The 18950-nt window shown below is 69.3% G+C and carries 20 protein-coding genes and 1 tRNA gene; 10 read left to right on the top strand and 11 right to left on the bottom strand.

Translation table 11 applies throughout. The features are described 5' to 3' along the window. Positions 1-7 precede the first annotated feature (7 nt). The gene (locus tag L687_RS38905; protein ID WP_021201253.1) at positions 8-793 is read right to left on the bottom strand and encodes a DNA/RNA non-specific endonuclease; all 786 of its coding nucleotides are present in this window, start codon (positions 791-793) and stop codon (positions 8-10) included. Positions 794-893: 100 nt separating this feature from the next. Here L687_RS38905 and L687_RS38900 point away from each other — a divergent pair, with 100 nt between their 5' ends. The 4 genes from L687_RS38900 to L687_RS38885 all read left to right on the top strand — a co-directional run bounded on the left by L687_RS38900 (position 894) and on the right by L687_RS38885 (position 4742). Then, positions 894-2255: an aminotransferase class I/II-fold pyridoxal phosphate-dependent enzyme gene (locus L687_RS38900; protein ID WP_021201252.1), complete on the top strand. Its 1362-nt coding sequence runs from the start codon at positions 894-896 to the stop codon at positions 2253-2255. After that, a complete protein-coding gene (locus tag L687_RS38895; RefSeq protein WP_021201251.1) occupies positions 2252-3502 on the top strand; it encodes a pyridoxal phosphate-dependent aminotransferase in 1251 nt (416 codons plus the stop codon). Before L687_RS38900 ends, L687_RS38895 begins: the two co-directional genes overlap by 4 nt. 13 nt (positions 3503-3515) lie before the next feature. After that, positions 3516-3586 (top strand) — tRNA-Cys (locus L687_RS38890). Positions 3587-3629: 43 nt separating this feature from the next. Further along, on the top strand, positions 3630-4742 hold the full coding sequence (locus tag L687_RS38885; protein ID WP_021201250.1) for a DegT/DnrJ/EryC1/StrS family aminotransferase: 1113 nt from the start codon (positions 3630-3632) through the stop codon (positions 4740-4742). Positions 4743-4777: 35 nt separating this feature from the next. Here L687_RS38885 and L687_RS38880 read toward each other — a convergent pair whose 3' ends face one another. Then, a complete protein-coding gene (locus tag L687_RS38880) occupies positions 4778-5629 on the bottom strand; it encodes an AraC family transcriptional regulator (RefSeq protein WP_021201249.1) in 852 nt (283 codons plus the stop codon). 123 nt (positions 5630-5752) lie between these two features. On the opposite strand from L687_RS38880, the gene L687_RS38875 reads away from it, so the two are divergent. Continuing rightward, on the top strand, positions 5753-6298 hold the full coding sequence (locus L687_RS38875) for a carboxymuconolactone decarboxylase family protein (protein WP_021201248.1): 546 nt from the start codon (positions 5753-5755) through the stop codon (positions 6296-6298). 98 nt (positions 6299-6396) lie between these two features. Here L687_RS38875 and L687_RS38870 read toward each other — a convergent pair whose 3' ends face one another. Continuing rightward, positions 6397-7128 (bottom strand): glutamine amidotransferase, encoded by a 732-nt coding sequence (locus L687_RS38870; RefSeq protein ID WP_021201247.1) that lies wholly within the window; start codon positions 7126-7128, stop codon positions 6397-6399. Then, positions 7125-8135 (bottom strand): type I glyceraldehyde-3-phosphate dehydrogenase, encoded by a 1011-nt coding sequence (locus L687_RS38865; protein WP_021201246.1) that lies wholly within the window; start codon positions 8133-8135, stop codon positions 7125-7127. Before L687_RS38865 ends, L687_RS38870 begins: the two co-directional genes overlap by 4 nt. Positions 8136-8186: 51 nt before the next feature. Here L687_RS38865 and L687_RS38860 point away from each other — a divergent pair, with 51 nt between their 5' ends. Continuing rightward, complete coding sequence (locus tag L687_RS38860; protein WP_046399017.1) at positions 8187-8867, top strand: HAD-IA family hydrolase; 681 nt, start codon at positions 8187-8189, stop codon at positions 8865-8867. Between the two features lie 15 nt (positions 8868-8882). Here L687_RS38860 and gabT read toward each other — a convergent pair whose 3' ends face one another. Next, complete coding sequence (gene gabT, locus L687_RS38855; RefSeq protein WP_021201244.1) at positions 8883-10220, bottom strand: 4-aminobutyrate--2-oxoglutarate transaminase; 1338 nt, start codon at positions 10218-10220, stop codon at positions 8883-8885. Positions 10221-10300: 80 nt separating this feature from the next. On the opposite strand from gabT, the gene L687_RS38850 reads away from it, so the two are divergent. Continuing rightward, entirely contained in the window at positions 10301-11080 is a 780-nt protein-coding gene (locus L687_RS38850) for a YggS family pyridoxal phosphate-dependent enzyme (protein ID WP_152525974.1), read from the top strand. Positions 11081-11086: 6 nt separating this feature from the next. Beyond that, positions 11087-11962, top strand: a complete 876-nt coding sequence (locus L687_RS38845; RefSeq protein WP_021201242.1) for a heme o synthase — start codon at positions 11087-11089, stop codon at positions 11960-11962. A 45-nt stretch (positions 11963-12007) separates the two neighbouring features. On the opposite strand, the gene L687_RS38840 is transcribed toward L687_RS38845, so the two are convergent. Beyond that, positions 12008-12211 (bottom strand): CDGSH iron-sulfur domain-containing protein, encoded by a 204-nt coding sequence (locus L687_RS38840; RefSeq protein ID WP_021201241.1) that lies wholly within the window; start codon positions 12209-12211, stop codon positions 12008-12010. Next, a complete protein-coding gene (locus L687_RS38835) occupies positions 12208-13269 on the bottom strand; it encodes an iron-containing redox enzyme family protein (protein WP_152525973.1) in 1062 nt (353 codons plus the stop codon). Before L687_RS38835 ends, L687_RS38840 begins: the two co-directional genes overlap by 4 nt. 155 nt (positions 13270-13424) lie before the next feature. On the opposite strand from L687_RS38835, the gene L687_RS38830 reads away from it, so the two are divergent. Continuing rightward, positions 13425-14270, top strand: coding sequence for a helix-turn-helix domain-containing protein (locus tag L687_RS38830; protein WP_021201239.1), 846 nt, complete (start codon positions 13425-13427; stop codon positions 14268-14270). Positions 14271-14364: 94 nt separating this feature from the next. After that, positions 14365-15216 carry a phytanoyl-CoA dioxygenase family protein gene (locus tag L687_RS38825; protein WP_021201238.1) on the top strand — a complete coding sequence of 284 codons (852 nt, stop codon included), beginning with the start codon at positions 14365-14367 and terminating at the stop codon, positions 15214-15216. A gap of 13 nt (positions 15217-15229) precedes the next feature. Here the strand turns inward: L687_RS38825 and L687_RS38820 are convergent, their stop codons facing one another. Genes L687_RS38820 through L687_RS38805 form a run of 4 tightly spaced genes read right to left on the bottom strand, consistent with a single transcriptional unit; the run spans position 15230 to position 18887 of the window. After that, on the bottom strand, positions 15230-16060 hold the full coding sequence (locus L687_RS38820; protein ID WP_021201237.1) for an endo alpha-1,4 polygalactosaminidase: 831 nt from the start codon (positions 16058-16060) through the stop codon (positions 15230-15232). Beyond that, entirely contained in the window at positions 16057-17454 is a 1398-nt protein-coding gene (locus L687_RS38815) for an MFS transporter (protein WP_021201236.1), read from the bottom strand. Before L687_RS38815 ends, L687_RS38820 begins: the two co-directional genes overlap by 4 nt. A 60-nt stretch (positions 17455-17514) precedes the next feature. Further along, positions 17515-18612: a carboxylate-amine ligase gene (locus L687_RS38810; protein ID WP_021201235.1), complete on the bottom strand. Its 1098-nt coding sequence runs from the start codon at positions 18610-18612 to the stop codon at positions 17515-17517. Between the two features lie 8 nt (positions 18613-18620). Beyond that, the gene (locus tag L687_RS38805; RefSeq protein WP_021201234.1) at positions 18621-18887 is read right to left on the bottom strand and encodes a DUF7218 family protein; all 267 of its coding nucleotides are present in this window, start codon (positions 18885-18887) and stop codon (positions 18621-18623) included. Positions 18888-18950 lie beyond the last annotated feature (63 nt).

The raw sequence follows: 18950 nt of genomic DNA, 5'->3' as shown, positions 1-18950 counted from the left end.
TCCCGGATCACAGCACGATGTCGCCCGCGGTGTCGAGAGTCCGCCATCCGGACTCCCGCGCTCCCGGTCGCGGGAGCGTGTCCGCCTCGACCAGTGCTCCGAGGTCGATGCCGGTGAGTGCGGCGATGTCGGCGATCGGCACCTGGAACGTGCGGAAGGCGCCGAGCGGGGGGACGGCGAGCGTCTCATCCCGCATGTCGACGAGGTCGGACTGATCGAGCACGAAGCCCGCGGCGGCGAGGCCATCCGGTCCCTGCCACGCGGCGACCTTCCAGAAGCGGAGGGGCACGCGGATGCCTCGGTAGGGAGGATCGCTCTCGGCCAGTACCGGGGCGGTGAACACCGACAGGCGCTGATCGGTGCTCTCGGCATAAGCGAGCACGTGGTCTTCGAGGCCGAGCCACAGCTCCTTCGACTGGTTGAATCCCGCAGCCTGCGGCGCAGCGTTGGGATAGAAGAAGGTCGCCTCGCTGGCGGCGCGCGCGGTCTGCGTCGGTCCCCATCCCGGGTCTCGTCGCCGCACGAGGTGCCCGCGGTCGAGGTCGTTCCGCGTGTACACCTCGGGTCCCGTCTGCTCGTCGGCCGGGAGGCGGTCGTCGAGTCGCCAGTCGCCGGTGCGCGGCAGGTCCTGCAGTGTGGCGCCGTCGATGTTCACCGCCGTGACCGCCGCGAGACGCCGCTCGGGGTCGAGCAGCACCGTGAATCGCGGATACGGGAGCGAACGCATCTCGCGTTCGGGACAGGGGAGGGGGAGCCGGTTCCCGAGGAAGTCCGATTCGTAGCCGTCGGTCATGCACCCATCGTGCCCGGTGCCTCCGACGTGCGCACCCCGAAGCCGAAGCAGACCCTGCAGATCTTTTGACATAGGTCAAAAGATCGCCTACGGTCGAACCATGGCCCAGGCACCCGATCGCGAAGACCTCGAAGATGGCATCGTCGGGTCGACCGCGGCGGAGATCTCCGAGAGCGTGCGCGACCTCGTCGAGCGGGGTGCATACGCTCCGGGAGACCAGCTGCCGTCGGTCAGATCCCTCGCCGCTCGCCTCGGCGTGAACAGGAACACGGTGCTGGCGGCCTATCGTTCGCTGGTCACCGCGCGCATCGCCGCCACGGGTGGCCGCACCGGAACCACGGTGCTCGGGCCGGCGCAGAACCCCGACGAGGGATTCACCCCCGGCTCGGTGCTGCGTGATCTCGGCAGCGGCAATCCCGATCCCGCCCACCTTCCCGACCTCGCAGCCGCCTTCGCCGCTGTCACGCCCGGCCACGTGCTCTACGGCGAGTCCGTCATCGACGCCGACCTCGCCGAATGGGCGACCGAGTGGATCGCGGCCGACCATCCGCGTCCGTTCCGCCTGTCGATCACCGCCGGGGCGGTCGATGCCGTCGAGCGCCTCTTGGCCCAGACCCTGGTGCAGGGCGACCGCGTCGGGCTCGAAGACCCGTGCTTCCTCTCCAGCATCCACACCGCGCGTCTCGCCGGATACGTGCCGGTCGCCATCCCCGTCGATCGCGAAGGGATGACCGTCGCCGGCCTGCGTGCGGCCCTCGAGAGCGGCGCGCGCGCGATCGTCTGCACGCCGCGTGCCCACAACCCGACCGGTGTCGGCACCAGTCCTGCACGCGCACGAGAGCTCCGCGAGGTCCTCGCCGATCATCCGCACGTGCTCGTCATCGAAGACGACCATTTCTCGATGCTCGCACCCACGCCCTACGAGAGCATCATCGCCCCCACCCAGCAGCGGTGGGCGCTGGTCCGCTCGGTGTCGAAGTTCCTCGGGCCCGACATGCGCCTCGCGGTGACGGCATCCGATCGGGTGACCGCTCAGCGTCTGGCGCTGCGCCTGAGCCCCGGAACCATGTGGGTGAGCCATGTGATGCAGCGGCTCGCCGCCACGATGCTGCGCGATGACGAGACCCGGGAGCTCATCATCGAGGCGGGCGCGCACTATGCGGGGCGCAACCGCCTCTTCGTGTCGATGCTCGTCGAACAGGGGATGCACGCGCAGGCGGACAGCGGGCTCAACGTGTGGGTCGACGTCCGCGACGATGCGACGGAGATCAGCCGTCGCCTCGCTTCGCGCGGGTGGCTCGTGCGCCCCGGCTCCGAGTTCGCGCTCGATCCCGGCAGCTCGCAGGGCTCCACCCAGCTTCGCCTGACCGTGCACACGCTCGACGACGCGGAGATGCAGCGCCTCGTCGACGACCTCGTCGGGGTCGCCGGGGGCTCGAGCGCGGCGGGGGTGGAGGCATGACCCCGTCCCGGCCGGAGAGGGCCGATCATCGGATCGGACGCTCCTCGCGGTTGGAAGGCGTCCTGTACGACCTGCGCGGACCGGTTGCCGAGCGCGCGGCCGAATTGGAGAAGCGCGGAGAGTCCATCCTCCGTCTCAACATCGGCAACCCCGCCCCGTTCGGCTTCGACGCCCCGCCGGCCATCGTCGAGGCTCTCCGCTCGGCGTTGCCTCAGGCGCACGGCTACTCCGAGTCGGCCGGTCTTCCCGAGACCCGCGAAGCGATCGGAGCGCATTACGCGCTGCGCCCCGGCTTTCCCGCACTGGGGATCGACGACATCACCGTGGGGAACGGCGTCTCGGAGCTCGTGGGGCTGACGCTGCAGGCGCTGCTCGAGCCGGGCGACGAAGTGCTCATCCCGAGCCCCGACTACCCCTTGTGGACGGCGTCGACCGTGCTGGCCGGAGGGCGAGCGGTGCACTATCCGTGCCTCGAGGCCGAAGGATGGACGCCCGACCTCGCCGCGATGGAGGCGTCGATCGGTCCGCGAACCACGGCCATCGTGGTGATCAACCCGAACAATCCGACCGGTGCGGTCTACACGCGTGCGGTCCTCGAGCGGATCGCCGAGCTCGCGCGGCGCCACGGCCTCCTGCTGCTCTCGGACGAGATCTACGACCGGGTCGTCTTCCCGGGATACGCGCATGTGTCCATGGCGCAGGTCGCCCCCGACGTTCCGTGCGTCACGTTCGCCGGGCTGTCCAAGACCCACCGTGTCGCGGGCTACCGTGCGGCGTGGATGACGACGACGGGGTTCCACCGCGACGATCCCTTCCTCTCCGGGGTGCGTCTGCTCGCCTCGATGCGCATGTGCGCGTCGGTGCCGGCCCAGCACGCGATCACCGCGGCCCTGACCCACGACGACTCGCTCGACGCTCTGGTGGCGCCCTGCGGCCGGCTGACGCGGCAACGGGATGCGGCCCTCGAAGCGCTCGAGGCGATTCCCGGGGTCGATACGCAGCCGGCGGGTGGGGGGCTCTACCTCTTCCCGCGACTGGATCCCGAGGTGCACGGCATCGAAGACGACGAGCAGCTGGTGCTCGACTTCCTCGACGCCGAGCGGATCCTCCTCGTACACGGCAGGGCCTTCAACCTGCAGACGCCCGACCACCTCCGGATCGCGTTCCTTCCGGAGGCCGAAGCGCTCACCGACGCGCTCCGTCGGCTCGGAACGTTCCTGAACGGGTACTCGCCGCCGGGACGCTGAGCACATCCGACCCGGTGGAGTGACCGAGTGGCCAGGTCGCGGTCCGCAAGACCGTGCACGCAGGTTCGATTCCTGCCTCCACCTCAACCGGGCTCATGAGAGCCGCCGCCGACGAAGGGCTTCCACGATGGACAGCGCATTCATTCCCGCCGCCAAGCCGATCATCGGCGATGACGAGGTCGCCGCCGTCGAACGCGTGCTCCGCAGCGGCATGCTCGCCCAGGGGGCGGAAGTCGCAGCCTTCGAAGCCGAGTTCTCCGCGCAGTTCCTCGACGGACGGACGGCGGTCGCCGTCAACTCCGGCACGAGCGGTCAGCTGCTCGGACTCATCGCCGCAGGCGTGGGTCCGGGGGATGAGGTGATCGTCCCCTCCTTCACCTTCGCGGCCGTCGCCAACTCCGTCGTCCTCGCTGGGGCGACTCCGGTCTTCGCCGACATCGAGCCGGCGCACTTCACGCTCGACCCCGAACGGGTGCGGGCGGCGATCACCCCGAGGACGAAGGGGATCATGCCCGTGCACCTGTACGGGCACCCCTTCCTCGTCGATGGCATCGAAGCGCTGGCGGGAGAGCACGGACTCGCCATCTACGAGGATGCCGCGCAGGCGCACGGAGCCGCCTGGCGCGGACGTCCGGCGGGAACCATAGGTGCGTTCGGGATGTTCAGCCTGTACCCCACCAAGAACATGACCGCCATCGAGGGCGGCATCGTCTCGTGTGCTCGGGACGATCTCGCCAGGACCGTCCGCCTGCTGCGCAATCAGGGGATGGAGACGCAGTACGCGAACGAGATCGTCGGGTACAACAACCGCATGAGCGAGGTACATGCGGCAGTGGGGCGTGTGCAGTTGCGCAAGGTGGGAGAGTGGACGCGGCAGCGACAGCGGAACGCCGCCCTGCTGGATGCCGAGCTCGCCGGCCTCCCCGGTCTCACCGTGCCTCCGGTCGCTCCCGAAGCCGAGCACGTCTACCACCAGTACACCGTCCGCATCGCCGACGGCGAGCGGGATCGTGTGCGTGATGCCCTGCGGGACGAGCATGGGGTCGGCGCAGGCGTCTACTACCCGATCCCGAACCATCGGCTGCCGTCCCTGCAGAGGTTCGCCCCGGAAGCGGAGTTGCCGGAGACCGAGCGGGCAGCGCAGGAAGTGCTCTCCATCCCGGTTCATCCCTCACTCTCGTCCGCCGATCTCGAACGGGTGATCGATGGGCTCCGAGCGGTGCTCGCGGCCGGTCGCTGATCGGTTCCGTCACACGGACCTGTCACGGTCGATCATCACGCGGCGAGCGTCAGCCACGCTCGAGGCGAGTGCCCGATGCGCTGAGCGAACACCCGCGAGAACGCCGATGAGCTGGCGTAGCCCAGTTCCGCCGCCACGGTGCTCACGGACACGCCCGCGCGCAGTTGCTCCTGGGCGATCGTGAGCCGCCACTCCGTGAGATAGTCGCCGGGGGAGCGCCCGAGCACCTCTTTGAAGCGGGCGGCGAATGCGCTTCGCGACATCGTGGCGGTGCGGGCGAGGGCCTCCAGGCTCCAGGACTCTCCTGGGGCCTCGTGCATCGCGACCAGTGCGGGGGCGAGCCGCTCGTCGGCGAGGCCGGGTATCAAGCCTGGCGGGAGGTCGAGTCGTTCGGCGTGATCGAGCATCCACCGCAACAACTGGATGAGCACGACCTCGAACATGCGATCCGCCACGAGGGGGCGACCGCACCGCACGTTGTCGACCTCGGAGAACATCAGGTCGAGTGCGGGGCTGAGCGTCTCGACCTCGTCGAGCGGCAGGACGATCGACGACGGCAGAGTGCGCACCAGCGGGTGCGTGGCGCCGCCGTCGAAGTCGAGCGTCGCGCAGGCGAAGTCGGATTCATCGGTCGGTGCGTTGAGGAAGGAGTGGTCGATAGGGCGGGGGAAGAACAGCAGGCTCGGTCGGGTGATGACCTCGCGCTCTGAACTGCCGTCCGCACGGCGGTGCGTCACCTCCATCTCGCCGCGGCGCAGGACATGCAGGAAGCCGTGGCCGCCGCTCGCCGGAAAGACCGTCGTTCCGCAGAGGGGGCCGTTGTGGAACAGTCGGGTCCGCACGCGGAAGCGTTCGAGCAGAGGAGAGAGGCGGTCGACGGCGGGCATACCTTCAGTATCGTGGACGATATGTCATGAAAGCAAGACTCTTTGGTGCGTATCGTCCGAGACGTTTCGAAAGACTGGAGTGAGCCCGGATCCGGGCCCATCCCGTCATCGAAGGAGCATCCCGTGCCCAACGTCCCTCTCATCGACCGCGACAACGCCACCGGAAACGTCAAGGAGCAGCTCGACCAGATCGCCGGCGCCTTCGGAGCCGTGCCGGCCATGTTCCGCGCCGTCGCCAATTCTCCCGCTGCTCTCACGAGCATGTGGAGCGCATTCGGTGCCTTCGGCGGAGGATCCCTCGGCGCGGCGCTCGGCGAGCAGATCGCCGTCGCCGTCGCCGACCGGAACTCGTGCCAGTACTGCCTCGCAGCGCACACCGCCCTCGGCAAGAAGGCCGGTCTCAGCCGCGAGACGCTCACCGCCGCGCAGAGCGGCGAGTCCGACGACCCGCGCACGGCGGCACTGCTCGCCTTCGCGCTGAAGCTCGTCGAGGAACGCGGCCAGGTGTCCTCGGCGGACGTCGACGCCGTGCGCGCGCAGGGCTGGACCGACGAGCAGATCGTCGAGACGATCGCACAGGTCGCGCTGAATCTGTTCACGAACTACGTGAACATCGCTCTGGATGTCCCGATCGACTTCCCGAGCGTGGCGCTGCGTCGCGCGAGCTGAACGCCGCCACGCAGAAGGGGCCGGGTCCGTGTGGACCCGGCCCCTTCTGCGTGCACGGTCGGCTTCTGTGTGTGCTGCGCGCCTCGTAGGCGGCGGCGTCAGGCGGGGGAAGTCGGCTTCTCGACCGCATCCAACCAGGCGGCGATGGTGGAACGAGCCGCCTTTTCGAGCTTCGGTCCGTAGGCTCTGGCATCCTCGCGGATGATGCGCGGATCGATGCCGTTGTGGTGCAGCTCGTGCGCGTGGCCGATCAGCCAGCGACCGATCGTGCGGTGGTCGGCCTCGAGGTGGAACTGCAGGGCGAGCACGGCGTCCGTGCTGAAAGCCTGGTTCGGGAACTCGGGCGTAGAGGCGAGATGGCGGGCGTTCGGGGGAATCGTGAAGGCGTCGCCGTGCCAGTGCAGCACCGGCATGCCGTCGAGCGGACGCAACGGCGAATCGAGGCCCTCCGTGGTGAGGTCGAGCGGTGCATAGCCGATCTCGACCGCACCTGTCGGGCGCACCTCGGCACCCAGCGCCTCGGCGATCAGCTGCGCGCCGAGACAGATCCCCAGCAGAGGCCGCCCGGAGCGGAGTCGATGGGAGACGGCCTCCTTCGACGCATGCAGCATCGGATAGCCGTCGGCGTCGTGCACGCCGATCGGACCCCCCAAGACGACCAGGAGATCGGCGTCATCCACCCGCTCGATGTCGATGGCCTCGATCCCGAGGTCGACGTACTGCACGCGATACCCGCGTTCGCGCAGGAGCGGTTCGATGTTTCCCAGGTCTTCGAAGTGCACGTGCCGGAAGGCGAGCGCGGTGCGCTCCCACGGGGTGGCGTTCGTCATGCGGGCAGCCTTTCTGCGACGTATTCGGCGAGCTCGGTGAGACGGTGCGAGTACCCCCACTCGTCGTCGTACCAGGCGGAGATCTTCACCTGCGACCCGATCACCCGGATCAGCCCGGCATCGAGGATCGACGAATGCGGATCGATGACGGTGTCGGCGATGGCGATCTCGTCGTCGGCGCAGCGCAGGATGCCCTTCAGCGGGCCGTCGGCGGCGGTCTCATAAGCGGCTCTGACCTCGTCGACCGTGACCGGACGGGAAGCGGTGACGGTGAGATGCGTGATGGAACCGCTGATCGCCGGGACGCGCAGGGCGAAGCCGTCGAGACGGCCCTCGAGTTCGGGGATCACGCGTCCGATGGCCAGCGCCGCCCCGGTGTCGCCGGCGGAGATCTTCGTGCCCTTCCCTCCAGCGGATCGTGGATCGGAGTGCGGGATGTCCTGCAGGAGAAGGTCTGTCGAGTCGGCGTGGATCGTCGTCATGAGGCCGGCGTCGATGCCGAAAGCCTCATGGAAGACCTTCGCCACGGGGGCGAGGCAGTTCGTCGTGCAGGAGGCGCTGGAGATGACGTGGTGCCGGGTCGGGTCGTAGGTGTGCTCGTTGACCCCGCGCATGAACGTGCCGTCGTCGCCCGCGGTGGGAACGGTCATGATCACCTTCCTGGCCCCTGCGCTCAGATGCTTCCTCGCGTCGTCGGACCGGGTCTCGGCCCCCGTGGACTCGATCACGATGTCGATCCCCAGTGCCGCCCACGGAAGCCGCAGCGGATCGCGTTCCGTGAACATGCGGATCGCGTGGCCGTTGAGGAAGAGGTGCTTGTCGTCGAACCGCACGCCGCGGGTCGACGGACCGCTGTGACCGTCTCGCTGCAGCAGCTCGGCGAGAGCACGGGGCCCGCGCGGATCGTTCACCGCGACGAGCTCGAGCTCCGAGCGGCGGGCGAGCAGCAGGCGGAGCTGGTTGCGGCCGATCCGGCCGAGCCCGTTGACGGCGATCCTCGTTGGCATGGTGGTCCCCTCCGTGGCGCGGTCCCCCCGTGCCGATGATAGTTTTGGCCTATGCCAAAATTATCACATGTGCGAAGCGGAGATTCCTGGGAGTTCGAACGCGCCGGCGTGCTGTTCGACTGCGATGGCGTCCTGGTGGACTCGGTCGCGTCGGCGGCTCCCGCCTGGGAGGCCTGGGTGCGTCGGCACGCCCCGTCGTTCGACTTCCTCCGGGATGCGCCGCATGGCATGAGGCCGAGTGAAGTCGTCGCGGGTCTGGTGGGCCCGGATGCCGCGGCCGCCGCGACTGCAGAACTGGTCGCCCTCGAGATCGAGGCGGCCGTGCATACGAGAGCGATCCCCGGTGCCGCACGCCTCGTGGGGTCGTTGCCGCGTGATGTCTGGGCGGTCGTGACGAGCAGCAATCGCGCCGTGGCGCTGGCCCGGTTGCAGAGCTCCCACGTGCCACGGCCTCCGACCCTGGTTGCGGCGGAGGACGTGCCTCGCGGCAAGCCGGAACCCGACCCGTACCTCCTCGGCGCCTACCGGCTGGCGCGTGCTGCCGAGGACTGCATCGTGTTCGAGGACTCGGTCCCGGGGATCCGCTCGGCTCGCGCGGCGGGTGCCGGATTCGTCGTCGGCGTCGGAGCAGGATCGGCCGACGGCGATCCCGACGTGGTGGTCGCAGACCTCCGCGCGGTTCGGTGGCGGGACGGCGTCCTCGTGGTCGACACCGCCGGCGGGGTCGACTGACGTGCCGGTAGAGCGTCAGCCGAGCGTCGTCAGGGCGCGGTCGATCACGTCCATGGCGATGTCGATCTGATCGTCGGTGGTCGTGAGCGTCGGCAGGAATCGGATGACGTTCGAGTCGCTGCCCGCGGTCAGCAGCAGGATGCCGTGCTGGGCCGCGTAGGCCGCGATCGCCGACGCGGCCCCGGCTGCCGGCAGCGACGTGTCGGGGTCGCTCAGCTCGAACGCGTACATCGCGCCGATCCCGCGGACGTCTCCGATCAACGGGTGGCGGGAGGCCAGGGCGGCGAGATGGTCCTGGAGGCGTGCGCCGATGCGCAGAGCCTCCGCGAAGAAGTCGCCGCGGTCGAGCTCGTCGAAGACCGAGAGGGCGGCGGCGATGGAGACCGGGTTGCCGCCGAAGGTGCCCCCGAGCCCACCCGGGTCGGGCGCATCCATGATCTCGGCGCGACCGGTGACGCCGGCGAGCGGGAGTCCGGCCGCGATGCCCTTCGCCGTGAGCACGAGATCGGGGATCACGCCGAAGTGCTCGCTCGCGAACCAGGTGCCCGTGCGGCCGAGCCCCGTCTGGATCTCATCGGCGATGAACACCACGCCGTTGCGCGTGCACCATTCCTGCAAGGCGGGGAGATATCCGTCTGCAGGAACCACGAATCCGCCCTCGCCCTGGATGGGTTCGGCGATCAGAGCGGCGAGGTCGGCGGTGCCGATGCGCTGCTCGAGGTGGGCGATCGTCCGCTGCGCCGCCTGCGCGCCGGTGAGTCCATCGCGGTAGGGGTACGAGTTGGGCACGCGGTGGATGTCGGGGGCGAAGGGCCCGAACCCGGTGCCGTACGCGGCCTTGTGGTTCATCGCGAGTGTGAGGTTGGTGCGCCCGTGGAAGGCGTGGTCGAGGGCGGCGACCGCGCGGCGACCGGTGTATCGACGAGCGATCTTGACCGCGTTCTCGACGGCTTCCGCGCCGGAGTTCACGAACACCGAGCGCTTCTCATGGTCGCCCGGCGTCTTCTCGGCGAGGCGCTCCGCCAGTCGCACGTAGCCCTCATAGGGGGTCACCGTGAAGAGGGTGTGCGTCACCTGCTCGAGCTGTGCGGCGGCGGCGGCGATCGCGGCCGGATTGCCGTGTCCGATGGTGGTGACGCCGATGCCACTGCCCAGGTCGAGGAAGCGGTTGCCGTCGACATCGGTCACCCAGGGACCCTCGGCGTGCGCGATGTACACCGGCAGAATGCTCCCCACACCGCGCGCGACCGTTCTCGTGCGACGTTCGTGGATCGACCGGCTGCGCGGGCCGGGCACCTCGGTCAGGAGGGAAGGCGCGGCGGACGCGTCGGGGAGGACGAGAGACGAGGGCATGGCGGCTCCTTGGGTGAGCGGTGCCGAGCGAAGGGCCTCGCCCGGTCGAATCGGCCTAAGACTATGTTATAGTTTGACCTATGTCAAAAATGGAAGCACCGGTCGACTCCGACGACCGCTATCCCACGGCGTTCACCGTCGAGGACTTCCGGCGCAACCTCGCGGGCGTGGAAGCACGCATCGCCGCGGCGGCGCACCGAGCGGGCCGTGACCCGGACGAGGTGACGCTGCTGCCGGTGAGCAAGACCGTTCCGACCGATCGCGTCCGGGTCGCGATCCAGTCGGGTATGCGCCTGCTGGGCGAGAACAAGGTGCAGGAGGCGGTGCGCAAGAACGGCGAGACCGCCGACCTCGATGTGTCGTGGTCGATCATCGGACACCTGCAGACCAACAAGGCGAGAGACGTCGCCGCATTCGCTGCGGAGTTCCAGGCTCTCGACCGGCTGCGCGTCGCCGAGGCGCTCGATCGGCGTCTCCAGGCCGCGGGTCGCAGCCTCGACGTCTTCGTGCAGGTGAACACCTCGGCCGAGGACTCGAAGTTCGGGATGCCCCCCGAAGAGCTCCCGGCATTCCTGGAGGCGCTTCCCGCCTACGGGACGCTGCGGGTGCGGGGCCTGATGACGCTCGCCATCCTCACCCCCGACGACACCCGCGTACGTGAGTGCTTCTCCCTGCTGCGCACGCTGCGAGATCAGGCCAGAGAAGACGCCCCCGACCTGATCGGTGCGGGCGAGCTGTCGATGGGCATGTCGGGCGACTACGAGATCGCCGTCGAAGAGGGGGCGACCTGCGTGCGCGTGGGGCAGGCGATCTTCGGAGCCCGCGCGCTCCCGGACAGCTACTACTGGCCCGAGGGCTGAACGCGCGTGCTGCAGACCCTGCGCGCGTACGTCGAACTCACCAAGCCCCGCATCCTCGAGCTCCTCCTCGTCACCACGATCCCGGTCATGGTGTTCGCTGCCGATGGCCTGCCCGATCTGGGTCTGATGGCGGCGGTGCTCATCGGCGGGGCGCTGAGTGCCGGGTCCGCCGGTGCGTTCAACATGTACATCGAGCGGGAGAGCGACGCGCTGATGGAACGGACGGCTCAGCGTCCGCTGGTCACCGGCATCGTCTCACCGCGGGCTGGGCTGACCTTCGCGTGGGTGCTCGCCGCAGGCTCCGTCGTGTGGATGCTGACTCTGGTCGGTCCGTTGCCCGCTGCGCTCTCGACAGCGGGACTCGTGCTCTACGTGGCGTTCTACACGGTACTGCTGAAGCGTCGCACCGAGCAGAACGTGGTCTGGGGCGGTGTCGCGGGGTGCGTTCCCGTGCTCGTCGGCTGGAGCGCGGTGCGAGGCGGCATCGAATGGCCGGCCGTCGTGCTGTTCCTCGTGGTCTTCTTCTGGACTCCGGCGCACTACTGGCCGCTCTCGATCCGGTACCGGGACGACTACCGGCGTGCGGGCGTACCGATGCTCGGTGCGACGCGCGCCCCGGCCTATGTCGCCGTCAGGGTGATCGGGTTCGCCGTGGCGACGGTCGTGTGCTCGCTGGCCCTCCCGCTCGTCGCCGAAGTCAGCGGACTGTACGTGGTGACGGCACTCGCCGCAGGCGCGGGTTTCCTCTTCTCTGCGTACCGCATGCGCGTGCGCGACCGGCGCGGTGCGGACCTGCGCCCCATGCTCGTCTTCCGCGCGTCGATCGTCTATCTCGCGGTGCTGTTCCTGGCGGTGGGCATCGATCCGCTCTTGACGCGATGACGCGATGACGCGATGACGCGATGACGCCGCGCCGCGGAGGGAGCCTCAGTCGTCGGTGCGGAAGCCCGCCGCCTTGTGGGTGCCGTCGCAGAAGGGCTTGAGCGCCGAGAGGCCGCAGCGGCACAGTGCGACCGTGCGGCGGTGCGGTGCGATCCGCTCGCCGTCGGCCGTGCGCAGATCGATCTCACCCCGCACGAGCAGCGGGCCGTCGGGGTACGGCGTGATCGTCGCGCGATCCTCGCCGCTCACGACGGTGTCCGTTCGCGGAGGGATGAGGCACCCGCGGACCAGGACTCCAGGATGTGCGCCCCGCCCCACCCGTCCATCGTGAGGCCGGCGGCGGCACCGAACATGATGTCGGGCAGGAGGTCCGGGCGGTCCTCGGCGAGGCTGCCGGCGAGGTCTCGGGCGGCGATCTGCTCGTGCACCGCGTCGGCCTCGACGTGCTCGTCGAAGTACTCGGTGACATCGGGGGCGAACCCCAGCCGGCGCAGACCGTCGGCGTACAGGCGGCAGGGAATCGACGAGGTCATCTCGTAGGCGGCCAGGTGTCCGACGATCGAACCGACCAGGCGGCGATTGAGTCCGAACATCGACATCATGTTGAGTGACGCGAGCGTGACGGCGGGCAGATCGTCGATGTATGCGCCGTAGGTGTCATCGAGACCGGCCGCACGCATCGCTCGCGCGAAGAGGGTGGCATGCACGCGATGCGGGCGTCCGCCGCCGTACTCGTCGGACTGGATCTCGACGAGCGCCGCCTTGGCGCGTCCGTCCAATCGAGGAATCGCCCAGGAGTGCGGGTCCGCCTCGCGCAGTGTGTAGGCCGAACGCTGGATGAGCATCTCCTGCGCCTGCGCCTGCGCCTCGGTGGCCTTCTTCGCGAAGTACCGCGAGAGACTCGGTCCGGAATCGGCGCCCGCGAGCGCGAAGAGCGCTCGACCGACGGCATCGACCGTCGGCTCCGGGAGGTCAGGCATCGGCACCTTCCCGCGCAGCTCGCCCTCGAAGGCCGCTTCGAGCAGGCGCCGGGTCGCGAGGAGCGCGGGATCCCACTCCCGATCGGGATCGAGCTGCGGGAGCGATCCGTAGGCGGAGGCGTAGAGCACGAACAGGGCGAGCTGGACGTCGTCGTCGCGGACGACGTCGGCGCTCGCCGCGACGACCTCCTCGGCGAGGGTGGTGTGGTCGCCGGCGTCTTCCGCGCCGGTGAGATGCGCGATCACGGCGCGGCTCACAGGCCCTCTGTCGGAGAATTCCAGGGCTGGTGCGGATGCCGGGGCGGTTGCCGGGGCGGATGAGGTCATGTGTCGAGCTCCCAATCGATGCGGACACTCCGTATCCTGCGCGGAACGGTGGGATCCGGCCAGGGACTTGACGTGGGCTCTTCCGTGAGCCACGCGCGGGAGCTGCCGGAGCGGTGCGCGGTGTGGGCTGCGGGCGCGGCAGTAGGCTGACGTCGATGACGCCGACGGCCTCCTGGTCCCACTACGCCTCACCGCGCCATGCGATGCGACGATTCCTGATCTCGTGCCATGGAGCCGGGGAACAGGCGGGCCTGCAGCCGCCTTTCCGTCAGCGGGCACTCCCGACCCGCGGCCTCGTCTACATCTCCGAGGGGCGCGGCACCTACGAGGAGTACGAGCCGCGCGGCCTGCAGGTGCCGGTGGAGGGCCCGGCGGTGATCTGGCTCACGCCCGGAGTCCGTCACGGATACGGCTCCGACGCCCGGGGGTGGTCGGAGCACTGGGTGCTGTTCGAGGGCGAGCCCTTCGCGGCATTCGAGACGACCGGACTGGGAGGGCGCCACCGGCCGGTGCAGAAACTCCTCCGTCCGGTCGAAGACGCGGATGCGATCTTCCGTGAGCTCTGCGTGGCTGTCGCCGCGGTGGGGGCGCGGGCGGAGATCGCCGCATCGGTCGCGACGCAACGGCTCCTGCTCGCCATCCTCGATGCCGCGGATCCGGCGGAAGGGCCGGCGGCCGGTGCCACCATCGTCGACCTCGTCACTCGTGGCGCGACCCGGACCCTCTCGGTCGCCGAGCGGGCAGCCGCCGTCGGGCTCACCGCGCGCGAGCTGGGGGATGCCGTGCGTTCCGCGACCGGGCTCACAGTGAACGATCTCGTCATCGAGGTGCGCATCGCGCAGGCCCAGTCGCTCCTGGCGGAGACCAGGCTCGATGTGGGCCAGATCGCCGCGCAGGTCGGCTACGACGACGCGGCCTATTTCTCCCGACTCTTCCGGCGGCGCACGGGGGCCGCGCCATCGGCGTTCCGCCGGCAGCAGGCCCGATCGCGCTTCGACTGAATACTCCAAGTCGCGGTCGGTTCATCCCGGATAATCCATTGATCCGGCGGAAAAGTCCATGGACGGAAGTCCAAGTGTCGCCGACGCTGGAGTCATGCTCACCTCCAACGGATACACCCTCGACGATTCTCCGTCCCGCCTGGGCAGGATGGAGCCCGTGCCGGACGCCATCCGCAGCGACAAGGATGCGCTGTGGGATCGGTTGCGTCGCGACGGCTATCTCTATCTGCCGCAGCAGCTCGATCCGCAGCTGGTCGCCTCGTTCCGCGAGTACTACTTCACGGCGATGGCGGACACCGGGATCACGGAGCACGGTTCCGATCCCGCCGTCGGCATCGGCGCGCAGGGAGAGATCGACAGGGCGAAGATCCGCGCCGCCCTGTTCGACGAGATCGTTCCGGGGGAGCGATACGCGGCGCTGACCGGACACCCCGACATCCGCGGGTGGTTCGAATGGTTCCTCGGCGACGACGTGCACCTGCACCGGCGCAAGATCATCCGCCACATCCGTCCGGGCGAATCGGGCATCGGCACCGCCACACAGGCACACTACGACCTCGTCTATCTGCGCGAGGGAAGCGAGCGCGTGCTCTCGATGTGGATCCCCCTGGGGGACTGTCCCGTCGAGCAGGGCGGTCTCACCTATCTCGAAGGCAGCCACCACTGGGCCCTCGCCGCCGAGCGGGATCGCGGTGACAGGCCCCCGGCTGCGTCGATCACGGCCGACCTCCCCGCTCTCGCCGAGGCGCACGATGCGCGGTGGCTGCTCGCCGACTACCGGGCCGGCGACGTGATGGTCCATTCGTCGTACGTGGTGCACGCCAGCACCGACAACGTCGACCCGCAGGGGCGTATCCGTCTCTCCACCGACATCCGCTATCAGCGGGCATCCGAGCCGATCGACTGGCGCTGGCAGGAGCACTGGCACGAGGACGACGGTCTTTGAGCAGCCGGATCGCTCAGCCGCAGGTCTCGAACACGTAGGCGCCGTCGTCCGGGGTGACGAGGTCGCGGTCGCGGAGCACCATCGCGGCGGGAGAGGCGTCGTCGGCGCACATCTCGGCGAAGGACCGCGGGAGCTCGTCGGCGTACTCGATGTCGATGACGTGGTCGCCGTAGACCGACGTGTAGGCCTCGCACTCCTCGTACGCGGCGCATTCCTCGGTGACGGCGAAGTCGAAATCGGCCCGCGCGCGGAGCGGAGCCGCGTCCTCGGCGGCGTTCTTCTGCCCGGCGGCGAGCCCCGCGGTGTGGGCGGCATCGACGAGGAGCGAGGCCAGTGCCAGGTTGCCGTCGAACGAGAGGGAACCATCGGACCGTGAGTACGAGTCGAGGTTGTCGAATTCCACCGCGTCGAAGCCGGCATCCGCGCATTCGTCGATCCAGGGCTTCACCATCTCGGAGATCCTGTCTCGATGCTCCGCGGTCGAGGTGTCGAGCAGCGCCTCGTCCGGCCAGTCCGGATCGAACACGACCTCGCCCCCGCGCTGGAGCAGCAGATCGCGCGGCCAGTCTGCGAGTTCGCCCGGCTGCGTCTGGAAGCCGTTCACGTAGCAGATCGAGTACACGCCGGGTACGGGCTCGGCGCTCCGGTCCCGCCCGACGATGCCGACCTCGGGGTCCGGTGCGTAGGCTCCGCCCAGCTGGTAGTCGGGCACCGCGCCGGAGGGCGGAAGGGTGACGCCCGACGAAGGCGGATGCGCCGGCGCGGGGGAGCAGGCCGTCAGCGCGAGCGCTCCGACGACGATCAGACCGGCCCATCGGCCTCGCGCGAGTGCGGACACGGTCATCGACGCACGGGTCCGGTCGCGGCCGCGTCGGCCGGTGCCGGTTCGGCCGGATTGCGGCGGATGCCGATCCACGACACCACGCCGCCGATCACGAGCAGCGTCGCCGTGACCCATGCCGCGCTGTGGAACCCGTCGAGGTCGAGCGCACCGCCGACGATCGTCGACAGCATCGCCACCACGAGCAGCCCGGCGACACGCGAGACGGCGTTGTTGACGGCCGAGGCGATACCCGAGTGGTTCTCGTCGATCGCTCCGAGGATCGCGGCCGTGAGCGGAGCGACCGTGAGCGAGAGCCCGAGGCCCATCACGATCATCGCCGGCAGCACCTGCCACCAGTAGTCGAAGTCGACCGAGACGAGAAGCAGCATGAGGGCGCCGACGGCCATGAGCAGCGGTCCGACCGTCATGAAGATGCGCGGTCCCCACCGGCCGGCCCACTGGCCCGCGCGCGAGCTGACGAGGATCATCAGGATGGTCATGGGCAGGCTGGCCAATCCCGCGGCGGTCGCGCTGAGGCCCGCCCCCTGCTGCAGGTAGACGCCGACGACGAAGCCGTTGAGCGACAGGGCCGCATACACGAAGAAGGTGGCGAGGTTGCCCCAGCCGAAGTCGCGCACCCGGAACAGCCACAGGGGCATGAGGGGCGACGCCGAATGCTGCTGACGCCACAGGAACAGGGCGAACAGGGCGGCGCCGGCCACGGCCGGAATCCAGATCGCGGGCGACTGCCACCCCAGATTCGGCTGTTCGATGAGTGCGAAGACCACGGCGCCGAGTCCGACCGCGCACAGCGCCCCGCTCCACCAGTCGACCGTGATGCCACGGGGATGCTCGGGCAGACGAAGACGGGAGAGCAGGAGGAGAGTGATGCCGATCGGGATCACGTTGATGAGGAAGACGAAGCGCCAGGACAGGTAGTCGACGAACAATCCGCCCAGCAGTGGACCGACCAGCTGTGCTCCCGTGGTGAACGCCGTCCAGACGCCGATCGCCCTCGACTGCACGTCGGAGCGCATGGTCGCGGTGATCAGTGCGAGCGAGCTCGGCACCAGCAGCGCACCGGCGGCCCCCTGCGCGGCCCTGGCGATGATCAGGACGAGTGGATCGAATGCCGCGGCCACGGCGATGGATGCCACGCCGAACGCGATCAGCCCGATACGCATCACCAGCACCCGGCCGTAGGCGTCCGACACCGATCCGGCCAGCAGGATCAGGGCACTCAGAGTGATCAGATAGGCGTCGACGACCCACTGCTGGGTGGTGATGCCGCCTCCGAGTTCGCGACTGATCGCGGGCAGCGCCACGTTGACGACCGTGCCGTCGAGGAACGTCACGAACGACGCGAGCACCGCGATCGAGATCACGAGGCGCTGGAGCGGGGCGAAGGAGGCCACAGGCCGACCATACCGTCGTCGTCGGACGTCGGGGCCGGCGAAGATCGGGGCCGGTGAAGATCAGGCCGGCTGCTCTGCGGGGGCGGGAAGCGGTGCGGCTGTCCCTGCGCGGAGAAGATCGCCGAGGGCACGCGTCCCGCCCTCGGCGACGGCGCGGCGCTGGCGCTGCGCACCGGACCCGTCGGTGCGCAGCCGATCGATGCCATCGCGGACCCGATCCTCGTCGCCGAGTTCGCGGAGCGTGGGAGCGATCGCGGACAGCATGCGGTCGGCGAGCTTCCAGGCGTCTTCGGCCTCGCCGGTCGTCGGATCGAGCAGGCGTGCGTCCATCCCTCGACGGGCCGCCGTCCACAGAGAGGCGTCGATGCCGTCGACACCGATGTCGGCGAGCGGCAGATCGGTGGTGAGCACGAGTGCGCGGGAGAGGAGCGCGGCCGACACCGAGTCCTCGGCCGTCAGTTGGGCGTCGAAGACCCGGACCTCGACGGTCGGGTACCGCTCCGATATCCGGGCCGACCATGAAAGCGACGCCGCATCGGTGAGCGCGCCGACGTCGATGAGACGCTGCACACCCGAGCGATAGTCGTCGTAGTCGCGGAAGCATGGCGGGGCCCATGACGACGGCAGCCGACGGATCAGGATGCTGCGCCAACTGGCGAAGTCGGAATCCCGTCCGTTCACGAACGGGCTGTTCCCGGTGAGCGCCAGCAGCACGGGGAGCCAGCCGCGCACCCGGTTCAGGGCGCGGACCCGCTCCTCGTCGTCGGTGACCTCGACGTGCACGTGCAGCCCGTTGACCTCGTGGTCGCGCGTGAGATGTCCGAGCTGCGACGCGACGTCGTCGTAGTGCGGCGAGGGCGATACGGCGGAGGACCGGGTCGAGGCGAACGGGGTGCCGGTGCCGGCGGCGATGGCATGCTGATCCTGGGCGTGCCATCCGATGAGGCCGCGCAGATGGGCCAGCTGCGCTTCAGCGTCCGTCGCGGTCGTGACCGGCTCGGTGAGGCACTCGATCTGCGAGGTCAGGTACTCTCTCGTTACTTCTCCGCCCGTCCTGAGGCGCGTGATGCGCTCGCGAGTGCCGGCGGTGAGCGTCACGGGCACCAGCGAGTGCGCATCCAGGAAGAGGAACTCCTCCTCGATGCCGAAGCGCGCCATCCGCGGCCTCAGTGATTCCTGAGCGCGGAGATCAACTCGGATTTCCGCTTGCCGCTGTAGCCGGTCAGACCGAGTTCCTTCGCACGCGCGCGCAGCTCCGGCACGGTCCAATCCTCGTAGTCTCCGTGTTCGCCACCGCGGCGCCCCACGGCACTGCGCCCCTCTTTCGCCGCGGCGTTCGAGATGCGCGCGGCCTTCTCCTTCGAGGCGCCGTCTTTCCTCAGCTCTTCGTACAGCTCGGGATCCTTCAGCGAGTTGTCGCGTCTTCCTGGCATGTGCTCGTCTCCTTCGCGCACTCGGAGGGGGTAAGTCAACCCCCTCGGGCATAACGCTTCCCA

It is taken from the genome of Microbacterium maritypicum MF109 (assembly GCF_000455825.1).
GTDB classification, from domain to species: Bacteria; Actinomycetota; Actinomycetes; order Actinomycetales; family Microbacteriaceae; genus Microbacterium; species Microbacterium maritypicum_A.
This window is presented reverse-complemented; position numbering and strand designations above follow the sequence as displayed.

What these genes read in the sequence shown, in the direction of transcription:
- L687_RS38860 (WP_046399017.1), top strand. Translation starts at nt 8,187, where the DNA reads ATGCCAAAATTATCACATGTGCGAAGCGGAGATTCCTGGGAGTTCGAA.
- L687_RS38805 (WP_021201234.1), bottom strand. Translation starts at nt 18,887, where the DNA reads ATGCCAGGAAGACGCGACAACTCGCTGAAGGATCCCGAGCTGTACGAA.
- L687_RS38900 (WP_021201252.1), top strand. Translation starts at nt 894, where the DNA reads ATGGCCCAGGCACCCGATCGCGAAGACCTCGAAGATGGCATCGTCGGG.
- L687_RS38830 (WP_021201239.1), top strand. Translation starts at nt 13,425, where the DNA reads ATGACGCCGACGGCCTCCTGGTCCCACTACGCCTCACCGCGCCATGCG.
- L687_RS38820 (WP_021201237.1), bottom strand. Translation starts at nt 16,060, where the DNA reads ATGACCGTGTCCGCACTCGCGCGAGGCCGATGGGCCGGTCTGATCGTC.
- L687_RS38825 (WP_021201238.1), top strand. Translation starts at nt 14,365, where the DNA reads ATGCTCACCTCCAACGGATACACCCTCGACGATTCTCCGTCCCGCCTG.
- L687_RS38835 (WP_152525973.1), bottom strand. Translation starts at nt 13,269, where the DNA reads ATGACCTCATCCGCCCCGGCAACCGCCCCGGCATCCGCACCAGCCCTG.
- L687_RS38905 (WP_021201253.1), bottom strand. Translation starts at nt 793, where the DNA reads ATGACCGACGGCTACGAATCGGACTTCCTCGGGAACCGGCTCCCCCTC.
- L687_RS38850 (WP_152525974.1), top strand. Translation starts at nt 10,301, where the DNA reads ATGTCAAAAATGGAAGCACCGGTCGACTCCGACGACCGCTATCCCACG.
- gabT (WP_021201244.1), bottom strand. Translation starts at nt 10,220, where the DNA reads ATGCCCTCGTCTCTCGTCCTCCCCGACGCGTCCGCCGCGCCTTCCCTC.
- L687_RS38880 (WP_021201249.1), bottom strand. Translation starts at nt 5,629, where the DNA reads ATGCCCGCCGTCGACCGCCTCTCTCCTCTGCTCGAACGCTTCCGCGTG.
- L687_RS38810 (WP_021201235.1), bottom strand. Translation starts at nt 18,612, where the DNA reads ATGGCGCGCTTCGGCATCGAGGAGGAGTTCCTCTTCCTGGATGCGCAC.
- L687_RS38865 (WP_021201246.1), bottom strand. Translation starts at nt 8,135, where the DNA reads ATGCCAACGAGGATCGCCGTCAACGGGCTCGGCCGGATCGGCCGCAAC.
- L687_RS38895 (WP_021201251.1), top strand. Translation starts at nt 2,252, where the DNA reads ATGACCCCGTCCCGGCCGGAGAGGGCCGATCATCGGATCGGACGCTCC.
- L687_RS38885 (WP_021201250.1), top strand. Translation starts at nt 3,630, where the DNA reads ATGGACAGCGCATTCATTCCCGCCGCCAAGCCGATCATCGGCGATGAC.
- L687_RS38870 (WP_021201247.1), bottom strand. Translation starts at nt 7,128, where the DNA reads ATGACGAACGCCACCCCGTGGGAGCGCACCGCGCTCGCCTTCCGGCAC.